The sequence below is a fragment of the Stenotrophomonas sp. YJH_SMC_14-1 genome (genome assembly GCF_059372275.1).
Map to the genome: position 1 here is coordinate 229,245 of NZ_JCAFVK010000002.1, position 18,058 is coordinate 247,302.

The window sequence follows — 18,058 nt, forward strand, 5'->3', positions numbered from 1 at the left end:
CTTTTCTGAGAAAAGGGATCTGACCCCGGGGTTTCCGCCCCGCGCTGGCTTCAGCGCGGCGCCACGTACCCGCCCGGCACGCCTTCCGGCGACAGCACCAGCTGCCACAGCTGCGCGTGCCGGCAGCGGAAGGTGGCCATCGATCCGGCCAGGTAGAACCGCCACATGCGGCGGAAATGCTCGTCGTAGCGCGCGTCCAGCTGCGGCCACGCCGCTTCCACGTTGCGTCGCCAAGCCTGCAGGGTGAGGTCGTAGTCGGTGCCGAAGTTGTGCCAGTCCTCCAGCACGAAGCGCCCTTCGAACGCCTTGCTGATCTGCACCGCCGACGGCAGCATTGAATTGGGGAAGATGTAGCGCGCGATCCACGGATCGGTGCGATGCCGCGAGATGTTGGTGCCGATGGTGTGCAGCAGCAGCAACCCGCGCGAAGACAGGCAGCGCCTGGCCACCTCGAAGAAACTGGCGTAGTTCTTGTCGCCGACATGCTCGAACATGCCGATCGAGAAGATCGCATCGAACGGCTCATCCAATTCGCGATAGTCCTGCAAGCGGATCTCGATCGGCAGGCCGGCGCACAGTTCGCGTGCGAACCCGGCCTGTTCCTGCGAAATGGTCACGCCGACGCCGCTGACGCCGTAGCGCTCTGCTGCGAACTTCAGGGCTTCACCCCAGCCACATCCGATGTCCAGCACACGCTGCCCGGGGCGCAGCCCCAGCTTGCGGCAGACCAGGTCCAGCTTGGCCTCCTGCGCGGCATCGAGATCACCGGCATTGCGCCAGTAGCCGCAGCTGTACACCAGGCGTTGGCCGAGCATGGCCTGGTAGAGGTCGTTGCCAAGATCGTAGTGGCGGCGGCCCACTTCGTAGCTGCCCTGCCCGACCTGCAGGTTGAACAGGCGCGCCTTCAGCGCATCGGCCACTTCGCGCCAACCGTGCACCCGTTCATCCAGGTGTGCCTGCATCAGGTGGACGAGGAATTCATCGAGGACGTTGGCATCCCACCAACCGTCCATGTAGCTCTCGCCGAGGCCGAGCGAGCCGTGCGCCATGACCCGCGCGAAAAAGCGCGGGTCATGCACCTGGATGTCCTGTGGCTGGGTGCCGCCGATGCGGACCCCGGCTTCCTGCAGCAGGCCGGCGACCCGCTCCTGCAACCCTGTATCCACGCCACCTCCTCGACTGCGGTCAACCGCGTGCGAACAGCTCCACGTAGTCCTTGGCCACGTGCGGCAACAGCACCGCCGCCGGTACGTCGGCGGTCTGTGTGCCGTCCGAGTATGGACCCACCTGGTACGGCGGGAAAACAAAGCGCAGCGCGGTTATCTGCCCCTTGTCGTTGGTCAGCGGCTGGAACTGGCTGAAATTGTCGGCTTGGGGGCCGGTACCGTCGGCAATCATGCGCGATGCGTTACGCAGCGATTCCTGCAGCTGGGCCGGGTCCATGTCCTCGCCACTGAGGCGGGTGGCCACGCGTTCGCGCAGCTGGTCGGCGACGAAATCACTGATCGCCTTCCAGCCCTTGGCATCGGCCACCAGCTTGTCGGCACTGAGCATCTGCTGCTGCGCCGGCAGCCACACGAAACGCGCCACCAGCGGCTCGCCGTGGGCGCCACCGGTATAGCGGCTGCCATCGGCACTGACCACCACCAGCTGCGGCGTTTCCAGCAGCTTTTCGAAGCTCAACGACAGTTCGTAGGGCATGGTCGGCTTGTCATTGCCGAGCCCGTCCAGTGCCTGCTGCAGGTCGCTGCGTGCGCTGGTTGCGTAGTTCTGCAGCGCGCGCGCCAGGCCCGGGTAGCGATCGATGCCGGCCGGGTAGCTGATGCCCACCACTTCGCGCTCGTTGTTCTCGATCACGTCGCGCAGGTCCAGCGGCGCTTCCGGGGCCGGCGTTTCACCTGCGGCAGTGGCCTCGGCGGCGGGGGCCGCGTCGGTCGCCGGTGCCGGCTCGCTTTCACGCTGGCAACCGGCCAGCAACAGCACGCCCACCACGCCGGCCAGCACGCTGCCGTGCAATGGCCGGTTGTTTCCAATCTTCATCGGGATCCCCTGTTCATGTTTGTACATCATCGCCTGCCATGGCTGAAGCGTGGCCCGCTGGCATTCAGCCAGCGAGCAGGTCGTGGTACTCCTCGTGCCGCTGCAGGAAGGCCTCGGCGTAGGAACATGCCGGCACCACCTTGTACTTCTGCTCGCGGGCAAAGCGCAGTGCCACGCGGGTCAGCTCACCTGCGATGCCACGGCCGGCAATCGGCTCGGGTACCTCGGTGTGGGTGATGACCATGCGCCTGCGTTTGATCTGGTAATCGAGCACCGCCAGCTGTCCGCGCACACGGGCGGTGAAGCGATGGTTGGCCAGGTCGTGTTCGACCTCATAGGCCAGACCGGGGGGCGTGACCGAAGCCATGGAACTGTCTCCTGCGGCGACTGCGTGGATGGTGCGCAGCCGGGCGCCATGATCGCGTGAAGCCTGAACAGGGGCAAGTCCAATCCATTCACGTCAGTTTTCGACCCTCAAGCTGGAGCGAGGACGGCCGCTATCGCCTGTGGAGGGGTACGGCCATGCTGGCACGGCCCTTGCGACCGTTGATCATGCGCACCACCGCGGAGGCTCCGATGCACCCCAGCGATTCCCATTCCGACACCGACCGCGCCCTGCTGGAGGGCCTGCTGCAGCTGGCGGTGGAAGGGCAGACCGAAGATCAGGATTTCCAGCGCATCGGCGAAGAGGTATTCGCCCGCCTGCTGGACACCTACGGCCAGCAGACCCGCGCCTGACCAGGAGCGGGTCCCTGCCCCCGGGGGCGGATCCAGTGGATCCGACCCCAGCCCCCTCAACCGCCGCCGAGGCGGAAGGTCGGGTTGGAAAGCTCGCGCAGGAAGTGGGTGAAGATGCTCGGCTGCATGGCCAGCATGAAGATCACACCGAACGCCGCGCCCGCCAGGTGGGCGCTGTGGTTGATGCGATCACCACCGCGCTTGTCCATCCAGATGCTGTAGCCCACGTAGAACGCGGCATAGACAATGGCCGGTGCCGGGATGAAGAACACCAGGATGATCGACCACGGCTTGATCAGGATGAAGGCGAACAACACCGCCGACACCGCACCGGACGCGCCCAGGCTGAGGTAGTTCGGGTTCTTCTGGTTCTTCAGGTAGCTGGGCAGGATCGAGACCAGCAGCGCACCGATGTAGAACGCCGGATAGGTCAGGTAGCTGCCGGTCAGCTGCACCATCACGCTCTCGATGAATCCCCCGAAGAAGAACAGGGTGATCATGTTGAAGATCAGGTGCGACCAGTCGGCGTGGATGAAGCCATAGGTCACCAGCCGGTCGTACTGGCGGTGACGGTCGATGGCCGGCGGCCACAGGATCAGGCGGTCGGCCAGCTTGCGGTTGTTGAACGCCATCCACGACAGGAGGGCGGTGATGGCGATCAACAGCAGATTGACGGGGGTCATGTCAGGCTCAGGCGCTACGGTAGTTGTCGACCATACGATAGCGTTTCGCGTACCAACCGAAGGCCAACGCCGCAACGAAGGCGAAACCGGCGAAGAAGAACATCAGGAATGCCGCCTCGCTCAGGCCCGTACTGGCGATCTTGTGGGTCACCGCATCGTTGCGCACAGCAGCGTTGGACAGCAGCACCCACAGGTTGCCGATGGTGGTGGTCAGGTTCCAGAAGCTCATCACCACGCCCTTCATCGCCTGCGGCGCCTGGCTGTAGGCGAACTCCAGGCCGGTGGCCGAGACCAGCACCTCACCGAAGGTCAGCAGCGCATACGGCAGCATCTGCCAGAAGATCGACATGGCATTGCCACCGTCCATCACCACCTGGATGCCGCCGACCACGATCCAGGCCAGGCCACTGAAGGCGATGCCGGCGGTCATGCGGCGCAGCGCGGTCGGCTCGAAGCCGAAGCGGCGCAGGGCCGGGTACAGCACCAGGTTGTTGAACGGAATCAGGATCATCACCAGCAGCGGGTTCAGCGCCTGCATCTGCGAGGCGGTGAACCAGCTCGGCATCTGCATCTGCTGGCCCTGCAGGACCCAGGTCGAGGCCTTCTGGTCAAACAGCGAGAAGAACGGCGTGGTCAGCGCGAAGATCACCAGCACGCGCAGCACGGAGCGTACACCTTCCACGGCTTCGGTCGGGTGCAGGCCACGGGCGCGATCGAGCTGCATCCAGGTGCCACCGCCAATACCGGCCAGGATCGACACCAGCGCCAGGCACAGGCAGATGACGATGCCCAGCGAGCCAACCAGGCCGAACGAGGCCACTGCCAGGACCAGGCCGAGTACGGCGATCACCAGGCCCGGACGGCCCTGGCCGGCCACGCGCGTGGTCAGCGCGGTACGCACCACGTTGGCGAACGAATGCGGGTCCTTCGGCGGGAGCGGCACCAGCACGTAGCGCTTGCGGCCCAGCCAGAACACGAAGGTGGCGATGAACATCAGGATGCCCGGGATGCCGAACGCCCACTGCGGGCCCCAGTTCTTCAGCACCAGCGGGATCAGCAGCGAGGCGAACAGCGAGCCGAAGTTGATGATCCAGTAGAAGGCGTCGAAAACGATCTTGGCCAGGTGCTTGTTGCTCTGGTCGAACTGGTCGCCCATGAACGAGGCCACCAGCGGCTTGATGCCACCGGCACCCAGCGCGATCAGGCCCAGACCGAGGAAGAAGCCCTCGCGGCTGTTCTCGAACAGCGCCAGGCACAGATGGCCGGCACAGTAGACCAGGCTGAACCAGAGAATGGTGTGGTACTTGCCGAAGAACCTGTCGGCCAGCCAGCCTCCGAGCAGCGGGAAGAAATACACGCCGATCATGAAGCTGTGCATGATGTCCTTGGCTTCACCGGCACGGCCTTCCGCAGTGATTTCCTGCAGCAGCAGCGAGGTGATCAGGAACTGCACCAGGATGTTGCGCATCCCGTAGAAACTGAACCGCTCGCAGGCCTCATTGCCGATGATGTACGGGATCTGGCGCGGCATCTTTCCCTGGCCGGCGATGGGGGCAACTGCGTCGTGGCTCATCCTGTAAGGCAATCCTGCAAAGCGAAAGGCGCAAGGTTACCGGAAGCGGGGCTTGCGAAGCACGCTGCAGGGCTGCATGACAACGGTGCCAATCCATGGCAGGCAACGTCACTACATGCCGGAAGTCACGGCACCTGCACGACAAAAGCGTAAACTTATCGTTATGCGCCCCCTCGCCCACGCCCGTCTCCTGCTCAGCTGTCTCGTGCTGCTGCTGGCGTTGCAGGCACAGGCGCGGCCGCAGGCACCGGCCGCCGCCAGCGGTGAGGCCGAGCCCCGGCAGCTGACCGTGGCCGCGCTGGAACTGCCCAGCCGCGATGATGCGCAGTGGAAGCAGCGCCGCGAACAGGTGGCGCACCTGCTCACCGAGCTGCAGCCGGACGTGATCTCCGTACAGCAGGTGCTGCAGCAGCAGGGCCGCAATCCGGCCTGCTGGCTGGCCAGCCGGCTGCGCTACAGCTGCGACTTCGTTACCGCCGATCCGCCCAGCCAGCCGTTGCGGCACGGCAACGCGATGCTGACCCGGCTGCCGGTCAGCGAGGATGGCGTAACCCTGCTGCACCCACCCGGAACCTTCAGCGCCGCCGGCATGATGCGGCTGAAGCTGGGCCAGGCGCTGGTCAACATCTATGTGGCACGGCTGCGCCCGGACCCGGACGAGGCCACTGCCCGCCAGCACCAGACCAGCGACCTGATGACCTGGATAGGCGCCACCGCCGAGGGCATGCCCAGCCTGATCGCCGGTGATTTCTCGGCAACCACCGTCGAGCTCGTGCGCAGTACCCCGGGGTTCCAGCCGGCCCGGCGCAATCCCGGCGGCCGCCCCGAGCCGCCGGCAGCCAGCGGCGGTGGCGCCAGTGGTCATGGCCTGGACGTGCTGTTCCAGGTCAAGCACTTCGGCGGCATCCGCCAGCAGCCGATCCTGCTGCCGGCCGACGGTGACCTGCCGGGCCTGCGTCTGGGCGTAATGGCCACCCTGCGCCTGCAGGGCGATACGGCCACGGCCGAATAGGTAGTGCCGGCCACTGGCCGGCATTCCAGGGCTGCCGGCCAGCGGCCGGCACTACCAATGCGGAAAACAAAAAGGCCGGGGTCTCCCCCGGCCTTTTCATTTCATCTAGCCAACGAGATCAGGCAATCGCTTCCTGGTAACGGCGCTCGACTTCGTTCCAGTCGATGACGTTGAAGAACGCGCCGATGTATTCCGGGCGGCGGTTCTGGTACTTCAGGTAGTACGCGTGTTCCCACACGTCCAGGCCGAGGATGGGGGTGTTGCCTTCCATCAGCGGGCTGTCCTGGTTGCCGGTGCTCTCGACCACCACCTTCTTGTCCGGAGTCACGCTCAGCCAGGCCCAGCCGCTGCCGAAACGGGTCAGCGCTGCCTTGGTGAAGGCGTCCTTGAACTTGTCGAAGCCGCCCAGGTCCTTGTCGATGGCCTTGGCCACGTCGCCCACCGGGTTACCGCCCGCGTTCGGTGCCATCACGGTCCAGAACAGCGAGTGGTTGGCATGGCCGCCACCGTTGTTGCGCACCGGACCCTGCAGGTTCTCCGGCAGCGACTTGAGCTTCTTCACCAGTTCTTCGACCGGCAGGTCAGCGTACTCGGTGCCTTCCAGCGCCGCGTTGACGTTGTTGATGTAGGTCTGGTGATGCTTGGTGTGATGGATTTCCATCGTCGCCGCATCGATATGCGGTTCCAGCGCGTCGTAGGCGTAGGACAGCTTGGGCAGGGTATAGGCCATGATGCATCTCCTGATTGCGAGGGCACCCGACGGTGTCGGGCGTTGCGCGGTGAATGATGGGGACAGACCGCCAGATTACCAAGGGGGATGTAAAGGAAATTGCGTCCTGCCGGTGAGCACGACGGCAATTGTTACGCAGCGGTGACGCAGCGCCGTCCTCATGCACCGTGCAGCGCGCAGGCGCTACAGTGCGAGCACCACCCTTGCCCGTTTCCTTGCCCATGCGCAACCCCCGGCTGCTGATCACCGCCATCGCCCTGCTGCTGCTCGGCCTGGTCGTCAACCATTTCATGCAGCGCCCGCCGGCGCCGCAGTTCGCGCCGGACCTGCAGGGGGCGCCTGCCGCGCGCGCACCGGCCACGGCCACGCCCGGCAAGGGCAACGGTCTGCCCGCCTTCCTGCCCGCCGAAGCCCTGCAGACGATCGCGCTGATCCAGCGCGGCGGGCCGTTCCCGCACCGCCAGGATGGCAGCACCTTCGGCAACCGCGAACAGCAGCTGCCGCAGCGTCCGCGCGGTTACTACCGCGAATACACCGTGGACACCCCCGGCGCGCGCACCCGTGGCACGCGCCGCATCGTCACCGGCGGCGATCCGCCGGAGGCGTGGTACTACACCGACGACCACTACGCATCGTTCCGCAGCTTCACCGTACCGGCCCAGGGAGCGCAGTGATGAGCCACGATGATTTCGGCCTCGGCCTGCATGACATCAACAATGCCGGCGTCTACGCCATCGACAGCGACGACATCGGCGCACTGGCCGCAGCGATGCGCGATGCCGGCCTGAAGGTGATCCGCATCGACCTGGAAGGCGTGGCCGACAAACGCACCCTGCTCGCCCGGCTGGCGGCGCAGCTGGATTTCCCGGCTGGCTTCGGCGGCAACTGGGATGCACTGTCGGACAACCTGCGTGATCTGCAATGGCTGCCGGCCGACGGTTACGCGCTGTTCCTGGCCGACGTGGATACGTTGCGCGCCTCCACACAGAAGGATTTCGACACGTTGCTGGACGTGATGGACGAAGCCAGCCGCGACTGGGTCGGCCGCGACGTGCCGTTCTGGGTGTTCCTGTCGCAGAGCGCGTAGGGCAATGCCCTGGTAGAGGCCGACCTTGGTCGGCGTTCCTGTGCCAACCAAGGTTGGCACCTACCCAAACGCGAGCCGGCCAGGGCGTGGCGCGCCCCTCGCCTAGCGGCTCCCGTTATCTTCCTGCAGCTCTTTCTTGAACGGAATGTCCGGCGGCGGCCGTGCCACCGCCGGCTGGTCCTGCATGTTGGGGTTGGTCAGGCCGCAGCCGCCACCCGCCTGCAGGATCGAGATCACGCAGGAGATCTTCGTACCGGTGCCCGGCAACGGAATCTCCATCGACTTGATGCCCTTGCGCACCCATTCGGCCAGCAGTGATTCCTGCGGCACCCAGTACTTGTCGAACGAGGTCGGCGTGTAATCGTACGGCGGTCGCTTCAACCAGGTACCGGACTGCGCGATGCGCTCCTTGCTCCAGCCATCGTTGGCGCCACCGGGGGCGCCACGCTCGGCGTGCCCGTCACCCTGCTGCCCCGGCATGCGCACGCTGCCATCGGCATTGAACAGGCCATTGCCCTTGCCGGCGGCACTGGCCTGGCTTGCGCCGCTGCTGGCGCCGTCGTGGTTGCGGCTCGACGCGCCCCAGTCGTCGCCCTTGGCAGGCGTGGCCCAGTTGCCCGGGTTGGGAGCCGGACGCGCGCCGGCCTGGGCCGGTGTCGTGCTGGAGGCGGACGACCGTGGCGTACTGCTGCTGGCCTGGCTTGCAGTGCCGGCCGCAGGCGCCGCCGTTGCCGCTGGCGCGCTGCCGCTGGACGTTGAAGGCGCCGCCGCGGGTGCCGACGCAACTTCGCGCTCGCGCACCTGCAGGTCACGGCCCGCCGGCGCACGCACGGTCGGCTCACGCCCGGCCACAGCAGCCATCCGTACCTGCGGATCGACCACGGCCTGCACTTCGCGCTCGCGCACCTGCACGTCGCGCTGCGGCACACGGACCTGTACATCAGCCGTGCGCAGCGGCTGCGACACCGCCGGCGCATCGACCGTGCTGACTTCGCGCTCCTGCACCGGAATGTCACGCAGCTGCGGTGCCCGCACCGCGATCTCCGGCGCACGCAGTGTGGCTGGGGTCGGCGGCGCCTGCACCGGCTGCACGCTGCGCTCGCGCACCGTCGGTGTGGTGTCGCGCGGCACGATGCTGACCTCGGTGCGCGGCACACTGACCGGTGGCACCACGAAATCCGCACTGGCCTCGGCTACTTCGGTGGCCTGCACCGGAGACGGCGGCGGTGCCGCGACCGGCGCCGGCTCGGATTCGGCGGGCGGCGGTGGCACGCTGGCCACTGCAGCCGGAGCGGGTGCGGACGCAGCTGCCGATGCCGACGCCGGACGCGGCTCAGGCGCCGTTGCGGCCCCTGCGTTCTGGCCAGCTGCAACCTGGCCCGGCGGTGCAGCGGCCGCCGCTTCCGCACCTGGCTGATCGCCACCGCCCTCCTGGGTAGCGCGACCGACGAACTCCACCTGCACGCGCTCGCCCTCGGCGCCTTGTTCTTCCGGTGCCGAGGTGCGGATCACTGCCACCCATAGCAGCAGCATGAAGAACAGCAGATGCAGCAGCGCACTGGCCAAGGCCGAGACCCAACGCATCCAGCGCTGGTCGCGCGGCGCAGCATCCCAGTCCTGCCAGAACAGACGGCGCAACGCTTGCAAGGGTGACAACCGGGGCAACTGCCCGGGTGGCCCCGGCAGCGGACGCGGCAGCAGCACCGCGATCAACTCGCTGGCGTGCAGCGGCCGCGGCAACGGACCGAGCGAGCGCAGCCACAGCGCCCAGCCATACGGCAGGCGCGTGGTTTTCTCGAGGACGGCCCTGGGCTGCTGGCGGGCCAGCAGCAGGTCGATGAACTGCTCGGCCCGGGTCAGAGGCACGCGTCAGCGATCAGGCGGCGTTGCCGCGAGGGATATACGGCGCGTGGCCACTGTCGTGGTCGGTCGCGTCGCGCACGGCGGTCACGCCCGGCACGCGGCCCATCAGTGTCTTTTCAATGCCCTGCTTGAGGGTCACGTCGGCCATGCCGCAGCCCTGGCAACCGCCACCGAAGCGCAGCAGCACCACGCCTTCGGCCGAAACTTCCTGCACGGCCACCTTGCCGCCATGAGAGGCCAGCTGCGGATTGATTTCGTTTTCCACCACCCAGTGCACGCGCTCGACCAGCGAGGCGGCATCGCCGGGCGCTTCGCCCTTGATGCGCGGCGCCTTGATGGTCAGCTGCTGGGTACCGGCACTGCCGGCGACGATGTCGATCTCGGCGCCATCGAGCCAACCGACGCTGCCGGCATCAACGTAGAGCGTGAAACCATCGCAGTCCACCGCCCACTCGTCGCCAAGCAGGTCGGTCGGTTCGGCGAACTCCAGCCGGGCGTCGGCGCGCGGGGTGCCGGGATCGACCGCGCTCAAGCGCACACCCATGCCGGGCACGCCCTCGCGTTCGATCAGCTTGCGGAAATGGGTCTGGGCAGTGTCGGAGATCTGGATCATCAGGCTATTCTAGCCAAGTAAGCGTCAGCCGCTCATTCGATTTATACACCGTCTGGCGCATTGTTCAGTCAACACGAGGTGGAGATTCCCATGGCCGACCTGATTCCACTGGCCCAGGCCCGTTGCGTGCCGCGCAAAGGCAGCGACCACAAGCTCGGCGAAGCCCGCCTGGCCGAACTGCTGCCGCAGATTCCCGGCTGGGAGCTGAGCGAGGGCGGACAGGCCCTGACGCGCACCTTCCGCTTCAAGGATTACTACGCCACCATGGCCTTCGTGAACGCGCTGGCCTGGATTGCCCACCGCGAGGACCACCATCCGGACCTGGGCGTGCACTACGACCGCGCTGTGGTGCGCTTTTCCACCCACGACGTGGGCGGCCTGAGCGAGAACGACTTCATCTGCGCTGCGAAGACTTCGGCCCTGACGGAGCAACTGCCATGAACGTACGCTTGCTGAGCCTGTCCCTGATTGCTGCGACCGGCCTGGCCGGCTGTGGCCCGTCGGAACCGCCGGCACCACCGCCGCCGCCGCCGACCGAAGTAGCCGCGGTGAAGACGCCGCCACCGCAGTACCCGCTTGAACTGGCCTGCATGGGCGTAGGCGGCACCAGCACCTTCAAGGTGACCATCGGCACCGACGGCAAGCCAAGCGAGGTCGCCCTGTTGACCGGCGCCGGCAACCCGCAGCTGGACGAACTGGCCAAAACGGCCGTTCAGGGCTGGCAGTTCAAGGCTGCCACCCGCAACGGCGCTGCCGTGCCGGCCACCATCCAGGTACCGGTCAGCTTCAACCCGCCGCAGCCGAAGCCCGATCAGTGCTTCGCCATCGAAGAACGCCTGCGCCGCGGCGGCTGATCGCGCGCGCCCCGACGAGGCCAGCCGACGCCCGCCTCGCCCTCCCCGCCCCGGGCTCATCCGGGGCGGCTGTCTGTTGACCAGGACCGCGTCGGTACATGCTGCAGATTCCCCCCGAAAATGTCTGGATCGCACTGGCGGTCACCCTCGCGGCCGGTCTGGCCACTGCCATCGGCAGCCTGCTGGTGCTGTTCTCGCGCCGCCCCAATCCGCGCCTGCTGGCGTTCGGCCTGGCCTTCGCCGGCGGCGCGATGGTCTACGTGTCGCTATCGGAAATCCTCAACAAGTCCATCGCATCGTTCGCCCTGGCCTATGGCGAGCGGACCGGCTTCACCTACGGCACCTTGGCCTTCCTGGCCGGCGTGATCGTGATCGTGCTGATCGATCACTTCATTCCCAATCCGCATGACAGCCTGGACAAACAGGACCCTGCATTCCGCGAAAACAGTCGCGAGTACCTGAAGCGGGTCGCGCTGCTGACCTCGGTGGCGATCACCGCGCACAATTTCCCGGAAGGCCTGGCGACCTTCTTCGCTACGCTGGAAAGCCCGTCGGTGGGCATGCCGCTGGCGTTCGCCATCGCCATCCACAATATTCCCGAGGGCATCGCGATCGCGGTGCCGGTGTACTTCGCCACCCAGAACAAGCTCTACGCGTTCAGTGCCAGCCTGCTGTCCGGCCTGGCTGAGCCGGTGGGCGCGGCGCTGGGCTACTGGCTGTTGTCAGGATCGCTGTCGCACGCCACGTTTGGCTGGGTGTTCGGACTGATCGCCGGCGTGATGGTGTTCCTGGCGCTGGACGAGCTGCTGCCGGCAGCCAAGCGCTATGCCAAGGGCCACGAGACGGTATATGGCCTGGTGGCCGGCATGGGCACCTTGGCGATCAGCCTGGTGCTGTTCAAGTGGTGAACGGCCCAGAAGGGCGCATCCACGCATGGCGTGGATCTACCCGAACAAGGTAGCGGCCGGGCATGCCCCGGCGCTACCCGGCCATTGTCAGCGGAGGCGATCCAGCGCCTCGACCAGCTCATCGGCCAGCGGCGCGTTCAGCACATACGGGCTCTTGCCGTCGTCCAGCGCGAACTCCAGCGAGGCCGCGTGCAGGAACAGACGCTTCAGCCCGATCTGCTCACGAAGCCGCTTGTTGACCGCCGGATCGCCGTATTTGTCGTCGCCGGCCACCGGATGACCCAGGTGCTGGGCATGCACGCGGATCTGGTGGGTACGGCCGGTCTCGATGCGCACCTCGCAATAGGAATGGCCGCCGCGGCGCTCCAGCACCCGGAAGTGGCTGATCGATTCCTTGCCGATCGCGTTGACCTGCACATGGCGCTCGCCGCCCTGGCGCAGGCCGACATGCAGCGGCGCATCGACCGTCATCACCCCGTCGGGCATGCGCCCGGCCAGCAGGGTCAGGTAGCGCTTGCGGATGCCGGCGCCGTGGTCTTCACGCAGCAGCGCCTGCAGTTCGCTCAGCGCCGAGCGCTTCTTGGCCACGATCAGCAGGCCCGAGGTGTCGCGATCCAGCCGGTGGACCAGCTCCAGGGTCTGCCCCGGGCGCAGCGCGCGCAGGGTCTCGATGGCGCCGAAGCTGATGCCGCTGCCGCCGTGGCTGGCCACGCCGGTGGGCTTGTTCAGGGCCAGCAGGCGCGCGTCCTCGAAGACGATGGCCTGCTCCAGCCGGCGCATGAATGCCTCCGGGGGACCCACCTTGTCTCCCTCTTCAGTGAGACGAACCGGCGGCACGCGCACTTCGTCGCCCGCCTCCAGCTTGCGCTCGGCCTTGGCGCGGCCACCGTTGACCCGCACCTGGCCACTGCGCACCAGCTTGTAGACCAGGCTGCGCGGGGCCCCCTTCAGCTGGCCGAGCAGGAAGTTGTCCAGGCGCTGGCCGGCGCGGTCGGCGGGAACGGTGATCATGCGCACGGAAGGCTTGTCGCCAGCGGGCTTGGTGGGGTCTTGGGCGGTCATCAGGCTGTTTATTCTGTTACACTCGGGGGGCGAGATAAGGGATTGATTTCGTTGGAAGTTACTCAGGGCCAGAAGCCCAGCTTCCGACGAATCCGGCACAGTGCGCGACCACCGCCCGCGGGGCGGCCATGTTAGCGGCTCACCGGCCTTCCCGGCCATCGCCGGATGCCTGACACGCAACCGTGCTGAACATGTCCCGCGTGGCGCTCCAGCCTGGCTGACAGCTGCCTGCGGCCCTGCAACACCCAAAAACCATAAGAGTGAAGCGCTCCCGCGGCCTGCCGTGGTGTCGTAGCGCTGGAAACCCAAGCCGCCCTCCCCGCGCTTGCGCGAATGGGCGGCGAGCCGTGTCCAGAGGCGAAACCCCATGGCGTTCCGCGCGGTAGCCGCTTGCGAGGAACGCAACAATGAAGCGAATGCTGATCAACGCCACGCAGGCTGAAGAGCTGCGTGTTGCCATCGTGGATGGCCAGTCGTTGTATGACATCGACATCGAACAGCCGTCGAAGGAACAGAAGAAGTCCAACATCTACAAGGGCCGGATCTTCCGCATCGAGCCCTCGCTGGAAGCGGCCTTCGTCGAGTACGGCGGTGGCCGCCATGGCTTCCTGCCGCTGAAGGAAATCTCCCGCGACTACTTCCAGGCCGGTGTCGACCACAACAAGGCCGGCATCCGCGAGCTGCTGAAGGAAGGCCAGGAGATCGTCGTCCAGGTCGACAAGGAAGAGCGTGGCAACAAGGGCGCCGCCCTGACCACGTTCATTTCGCTGGCCGGCCGCTACATGGTGCTGATGCCGAACTCGCCCAGCGCCGGCGGCGTGTCGCGCCGCATCGAAGGCGAAGACCGGGCCGCGCTGAAGGACGCCCTGGACAAGCTGAACATCCCCGACGACATGGGCGTGATCATCCGTACCGCCGGCGTCGGCCGCGATGCGGAAGAGCTGCAGTGGGACCTGGACTACCTGCTCAATGTCTGGCGCGCCATTGCCGAAGCGGCACTGAGCAAGCCCGCCCCGTTCCTGATCTACCAGGAATCGCGCCTGATCGTGCGCGCCCTGCGTGACTACCTGCGCGCCGACATCGGCGAGATCCTGGTGGACACCGAGGAGATGTACGAGCACGCCCGCGAATTCATGCAGCAGGTGATGCCGCAGACCCTGCGCAAGCTCAAGCACTACAAGGACGACATTCCGCTGTTCAACCGCTTCCAGATCGAATCGCAGATCGAAGGCGCCTACGAGCGCAACGTGCGCCTGCCGTCGGGCGGCTCGATCGTGGTCGACCAGACTGAAGCGCTGACCGCGGTCGACGTGAACTCCTCGCGTGCCACCAAGGGCAGCGATATCGAGGACACCGCGTTCCAGACCAACCTGGAAGCGGCCGAGGAAGTGGCCCGCCAGCTGCGCCTGCGTGACCTGGGCGGCCTGGTGGTGATCGACTTCATCGACATGGCCTCCAACAAGCACCAGCGCGAAGTCGAGAACCGCCTCGCCAACGCGCTGAAGTACGACCGCGCGCGCGTGCAGGTCGGCCGCATCTCGCGCTTCGGCCTGCTGGAAATGAGCCGCCAGCGCCTGCGCCCGAGCCTGGGCGAGTCCAGCCAGATCGTCTGCCCGCGTTGTGACGGCCACGGCCGCATGCGCAGCGTCGAGTCGCTGTCGCTGTCGATCATCCGCGTGGCTGAAGAGCATGCGATGAAGGAGAACACCGGGCAGGTGCTGGTGCAGGCCCCGGTGGAGATCGCCAATTACCTGCTGAACGAGAAGCGCAGCGCCCTGCGCGAGATCGAACAGCGCCACGAGGCGCCGATCGTGATCGTCGCCGACGAGCAGCTGCACACCCCGCACTACACCGTGACCCGCCTGCGCGAGAACGAGCTGGGTGAAGAAAGCAGCAAGCCCAGCTACCAGCGCGGCACCCCGCGCAAGCTGCCGGTGCACGCGCTGACCAAGGGCCAGCTGAACATCCCGCCGCCGGCGGTGACCCAGGTCAAGCACACTTCCCCGGCCCCGGTGCGCGAGGAAGTGGAGCCGGCCGCGGCCGCTCCGGCCCCGGTCGCTGCAGCGCCTGTTGCGCCGGCCCCGGCGGGCGGCGTGATCGGTTGGCTCAAGCGCGTGTTCGGTGGCGAACCGGCGCCCGCGCCGGCACCGGCCGCCCCGGCTGCACGCCAGCAGCAGGACGGCGGTCGCAAGGACCGCAACAAGGATCGCAACAAGGACCGCAAGGACCGTCGCGACGACAATCGTGGCAATGGCAACGCGCAGCAGCAGAAGGATGGCGGCAACCGCAAGGACCGCGGCGAGCAGCGCAAGGACGGCCGCAACGGCAACAATGGCAATGCGCAGCAGCAGCCGCAGCAGGGCAAGCAGAAGGAGCCGCAGCACAAGGATGGCCAGCAGCCGCCGCAGCAGCAGAACAAGCCGCGCAACGAGCAGCAGGGCCAGAACCAGCAGCAGCCGAAGCTGAAGCAGCCCAAGCAGCCGCGCCCGCAGCAGCAGGACGGTGACAAGCCGGCCGAGAAGCCGCAGCGCAATGCCGCCGAAGCACCTGCCGAAGCCGTGACCGCAGCTGCAGCCGTAGCCGCTACGGCCGTCGCCGCCAATGGGGTGAACGCGCAGGAAGCCACCGCCCCGGTCGCCCCGGTGGAAGCGGCCGCACCGGTCGACACCGCTGCCAATGCGGCCAGTGCGACCGACGTGGTTGCAGTTGCCGGTGAAGAGGCTGCAACCGACGCCAATGGCGAGCAGGCTGGCGAAGGCGCAACCCGCCGTCGCCGTGGCCGTCGTGGTGGCCGTCGTCGTCGCCGCGGTGGCGCCGAGAACGCCGCCGGCAGCGACGCCCTGGGTGATGACCAGGACGAGGGTGATGACGGTGATGACGCCGACAGCGCCGAGCCGAACATCGACAGCACTGCCGGCATTGCGCTGGTCGCGGCTGTGCAGCCCACGCGTTCGCAGCCGGAGTTCGACTTCGATGACGAAGTCGAACCCGCCGCTGTCGACGCCGAGAAGCCGGCCCGTGCTTCCGCCGCCGTTGTCGCCGCGCCGGTCGCGGTGGTGAGCAGCGCCGTGGTCGAAGCCGCCGCCCCGGTCGTGGCTGAAGTGCAGGCCCCGGTCGCAGCTGCGGCGAAGACCGAAGCCGTGTCCTCGCCGGTGCAGACCAGCATGCTCGATGCCATCGACGCCGCGACCCCGGTCCAGCCGGTCGCCGCTGCCGCACCGGTCGCCAACGCCACTCCGGTGGTGGACGCTGCTGCGCCGGCCATCGAAGTAAAGCCGGTTGTGGTTGAAACGGCCGCGGTGGTTGAAGCCGCTCCGGTGATCGAAGCGAAGCCGGTCGCAGTCGAGGCCGCGCCGGTCGTGGAATCGAAGCCGCAGGTGGTTGAAGCAACCCCGGTGGTTGAAACCAAGCCGGTGGCCAGTGAGAGTGCCCCGGTGGTGGAGGCCGCCCCGGCCGTTGAAGCCACGCCGATCGTCGAGACTGCGCCGATCGTGGAACAGCCGGTCGCTCCGGTGGCGGTCGAAGCCGCACCGATCGAAGCCGCCGCCCCGAGCGCTGATGCGGTGGTGACGCCGTCGATCGATCCGGTCGCCGATGGCCATGCCGACGCTGCAGCCCAGGCTGCAGAAGCCAAGGCTGATGAAGAAGACGAAGAGGCCGCCAAGCGCACGCCGCCGGCGAACTGATCGCTCCTTGATAGCGTGAAAGCGAAACGGCGGGGATCAATGATCCCCGCCGTTTTTGTTTGCGCTTCGGGCCGAACCGTGCCAACCAAGGTTGGCACCCACCTGATGCACGCACAGCGCACTGGTAGAGGCCGACCTTGGTCGGCGCCGTGGGTCGGTCGCCAGCGGACACCTCCGTGCCAACCAAGGTTGGCACCCACCAGGGCACAACCCGCGCACGGCCACCGCTTTGGTAGAGGTCAACCTTGGTTGGCGCCGTTGATCGAGTGCACGCGGACACGCCCGTGCCAACCAAGGTTGGCACCTACCCAAGCGTGTCCCGTCAGGGTTTCGGCGCGAACTGCAGGCGGGTCCACACGCCGTAGTGGTCCGAGGCCCAGCGACCGCTGTCGTCGGGCTGGTCGAACAGGATCTTCGCCTCGCGCGCGACCATCTCGTCCTGCTGGAAGAAGATGTGGTCGATCCGCGACGGCGCCTGGTAATAGTGGCGGTTGAGCGTACTGACCCCGGACAGATCGGTGTTGACGTGCACGCTGCCGTAACTGTCGCCGTAGTGGCTGCGGAGCTCGCTCAGATCGCCGGCATCCACCAGTGCATTGAAGTCACCTGCGATCACCACCGGTGCGCCCGCCGACGTCGCGCTGATGAAGCGCAGCAGGTCCTCGACCTGGCTGCGACGGATGCGTTGTCCGCTCTCATCACTGCGCTCGTTCAGATGCGTGGCGTAGACGTTTACCGGCGTGCCATCGACGTCGATGCGCAGGTGGGCCACGGTGCGGTAGTCGTCCAGGGGCTGCAGCAGATGATCCCCCTGGGCAAGGATCGGCCGCCGGGTCAGAAGCGCATTGCCGTAGCGCTTGGGCGCGCCGACCGCATCGGTGGACACGAACACGTACTTGTAACCAAGTTGGCTGGCCAGCCATTGCGCCTGGTTTCGCACGTTGCGGCGTTGGATCACCTCCTGCAGGGCAACCGCATCCGGCTGCAGGCGCTTGAGTTCGGCCAGGATGGTGCGGCGCCGGCGTGGCCAGTCCTCGCGGTCATGATGCAGATTGAAGGTGACCATGCTCATGCCTGGCGCGGTGGCGACATCAGCCGCTGCCCCGGCGGCTGGATCGGCCGCCATCGCGGCGCCCGGCAGTGCCAATGCAGTGGCCAGCCCCAGGGCGCGCACGATCGTGCGCACTCTTGCCCCCTGCTGCTTCATCG

General features: G+C 67.0%; 18 protein-coding genes. 8 read left to right on the forward strand and 10 right to left on the reverse strand.

What is annotated here, in order from left to right:
* Positions 1-50 precede the first annotated feature (50 nt).
* Genes cfa through AC5P9P_RS06050 form a run of 3 tightly spaced genes read right to left on the reverse strand, consistent with a single transcriptional unit; the run spans position 51 to position 2,407 of the window.
* Positions 51-1,166 (reverse strand): cyclopropane fatty acyl phospholipid synthase, encoded by a 1,116-nt coding sequence (gene cfa / locus AC5P9P_RS06040; protein WP_005413964.1) that lies wholly within the window; start codon positions 1,164-1,166, stop codon positions 51-53.
* A gap of 19 nt (positions 1,167-1,185) precedes the next feature.
* Entirely contained in the window at positions 1,186-2,067 is an 882-nt protein-coding gene (locus AC5P9P_RS06045; RefSeq protein ID WP_049402270.1) for a DUF3298 and DUF4163 domain-containing protein, read from the reverse strand.
* Between the two features lie 37 nt (positions 2,068-2,104).
* Positions 2,105-2,407, reverse strand: a complete 303-nt coding sequence (locus tag AC5P9P_RS06050) for a GNAT family N-acetyltransferase (RefSeq protein ID WP_005410305.1) — start codon at positions 2,405-2,407, stop codon at positions 2,105-2,107.
* A gap of 209 nt (positions 2,408-2,616) precedes the next feature.
* Here AC5P9P_RS06050 and AC5P9P_RS06055 point away from each other — a divergent pair, with 209 nt between their 5' ends.
* Positions 2,617-2,778, forward strand: a complete 162-nt coding sequence (locus AC5P9P_RS06055) for a hypothetical protein (RefSeq protein WP_005413966.1) — start codon at positions 2,617-2,619, stop codon at positions 2,776-2,778.
* A gap of 56 nt (positions 2,779-2,834) precedes the next feature.
* On the opposite strand, the gene AC5P9P_RS06060 is transcribed toward AC5P9P_RS06055, so the two are convergent.
* Positions 2,835-3,461: a rhomboid family intramembrane serine protease gene (locus tag AC5P9P_RS06060; RefSeq protein ID WP_005410307.1), complete on the reverse strand. Its 627-nt coding sequence runs from the start codon at positions 3,459-3,461 to the stop codon at positions 2,835-2,837.
* A gap of 7 nt (positions 3,462-3,468) precedes the next feature.
* Positions 3,469-5,034, reverse strand: coding sequence for a POT-type proton-dependent oligopeptide transporter (locus tag AC5P9P_RS06065; protein ID WP_033832923.1), 1,566 nt, complete (start codon positions 5,032-5,034; stop codon positions 3,469-3,471).
* A gap of 163 nt (positions 5,035-5,197) precedes the next feature.
* On the opposite strand from AC5P9P_RS06065, the gene AC5P9P_RS06070 reads away from it, so the two are divergent.
* Positions 5,198-6,046, forward strand: a complete 849-nt coding sequence (locus tag AC5P9P_RS06070; protein ID WP_032965923.1) for an endonuclease/exonuclease/phosphatase family protein — start codon at positions 5,198-5,200, stop codon at positions 6,044-6,046.
* 118 nt (positions 6,047-6,164) lie between these two features.
* Here the strand turns inward: AC5P9P_RS06070 and AC5P9P_RS06075 are convergent, their stop codons facing one another.
* Positions 6,165-6,776 (reverse strand): superoxide dismutase, encoded by a 612-nt coding sequence (locus AC5P9P_RS06075; protein WP_005410310.1) that lies wholly within the window; start codon positions 6,774-6,776, stop codon positions 6,165-6,167.
* Between the two features lie 221 nt (positions 6,777-6,997).
* Here AC5P9P_RS06075 and AC5P9P_RS06080 point away from each other — a divergent pair, with 221 nt between their 5' ends.
* Together AC5P9P_RS06080 and AC5P9P_RS06085 are read left to right on the forward strand one after the other, a co-directional pair.
* Positions 6,998-7,450 carry a guanyl-specific ribonuclease gene (locus AC5P9P_RS06080; RefSeq protein WP_033832926.1) on the forward strand — a complete coding sequence of 151 codons (453 nt, stop codon included), beginning with the start codon at positions 6,998-7,000 and terminating at the stop codon, positions 7,448-7,450.
* A complete protein-coding gene (locus AC5P9P_RS06085; protein WP_005410312.1) occupies positions 7,450-7,863 on the forward strand; it encodes a barstar family protein in 414 nt (137 codons plus the stop codon). The genes AC5P9P_RS06080 and AC5P9P_RS06085 overlap by 1 nt, the downstream gene beginning before the upstream one ends.
* A gap of 102 nt (positions 7,864-7,965) precedes the next feature.
* Here the strand turns inward: AC5P9P_RS06085 and AC5P9P_RS06090 are convergent, their stop codons facing one another.
* Positions 7,966-9,729, reverse strand: coding sequence for a hypothetical protein (locus tag AC5P9P_RS06090; protein ID WP_164133356.1), 1,764 nt, complete (start codon positions 9,727-9,729; stop codon positions 7,966-7,968).
* A gap of 10 nt (positions 9,730-9,739) precedes the next feature.
* The gene (locus tag AC5P9P_RS06095; RefSeq protein ID WP_005410314.1) at positions 9,740-10,339 is read right to left on the reverse strand and encodes an NfuA family Fe-S biogenesis protein; all 600 of its coding nucleotides are present in this window, start codon (positions 10,337-10,339) and stop codon (positions 9,740-9,742) included.
* A 90-nt stretch (positions 10,340-10,429) separates the two neighbouring features.
* Between AC5P9P_RS06095 and AC5P9P_RS06100 the strand changes: the two genes are divergently transcribed.
* From AC5P9P_RS06100 to zupT, 3 genes are all read left to right on the forward strand, one after another.
* Entirely contained in the window at positions 10,430-10,780 is a 351-nt protein-coding gene (locus tag AC5P9P_RS06100) for a 4a-hydroxytetrahydrobiopterin dehydratase (RefSeq protein WP_005410315.1), read from the forward strand.
* Positions 10,777-11,193, forward strand: a complete 417-nt coding sequence (locus tag AC5P9P_RS06105) for an energy transducer TonB (RefSeq protein WP_005410316.1) — start codon at positions 10,777-10,779, stop codon at positions 11,191-11,193. The genes AC5P9P_RS06100 and AC5P9P_RS06105 overlap by 4 nt, the downstream gene beginning before the upstream one ends.
* A 98-nt stretch (positions 11,194-11,291) precedes the next feature.
* Positions 11,292-12,101, forward strand: coding sequence for a zinc transporter ZupT (gene zupT / locus AC5P9P_RS06110; protein WP_033832930.1), 810 nt, complete (start codon positions 11,292-11,294; stop codon positions 12,099-12,101).
* An 87-nt stretch (positions 12,102-12,188) separates the two neighbouring features.
* On the opposite strand, the gene AC5P9P_RS06115 is transcribed toward zupT, so the two are convergent.
* The gene (locus tag AC5P9P_RS06115) at positions 12,189-13,163 is read right to left on the reverse strand and encodes an RluA family pseudouridine synthase (RefSeq protein WP_012480803.1); all 975 of its coding nucleotides are present in this window, start codon (positions 13,161-13,163) and stop codon (positions 12,189-12,191) included.
* Between the two features lie 407 nt (positions 13,164-13,570).
* Between AC5P9P_RS06115 and AC5P9P_RS06120 the strand changes: the two genes are divergently transcribed.
* Positions 13,571-16,849, forward strand: coding sequence for an Rne/Rng family ribonuclease (locus AC5P9P_RS06120; protein WP_495232652.1), 3,279 nt, complete (start codon positions 13,571-13,573; stop codon positions 16,847-16,849).
* 322 nt (positions 16,850-17,171) lie between these two features.
* On the opposite strand, the gene AC5P9P_RS06125 is transcribed toward AC5P9P_RS06120, so the two are convergent.
* Positions 17,172-18,056 carry an endonuclease/exonuclease/phosphatase family protein gene (locus AC5P9P_RS06125; RefSeq protein WP_288469666.1) on the reverse strand — a complete coding sequence of 295 codons (885 nt, stop codon included), beginning with the start codon at positions 18,054-18,056 and terminating at the stop codon, positions 17,172-17,174.
* Between the last annotated feature and the right edge of the window lie 2 nt (positions 18,057-18,058).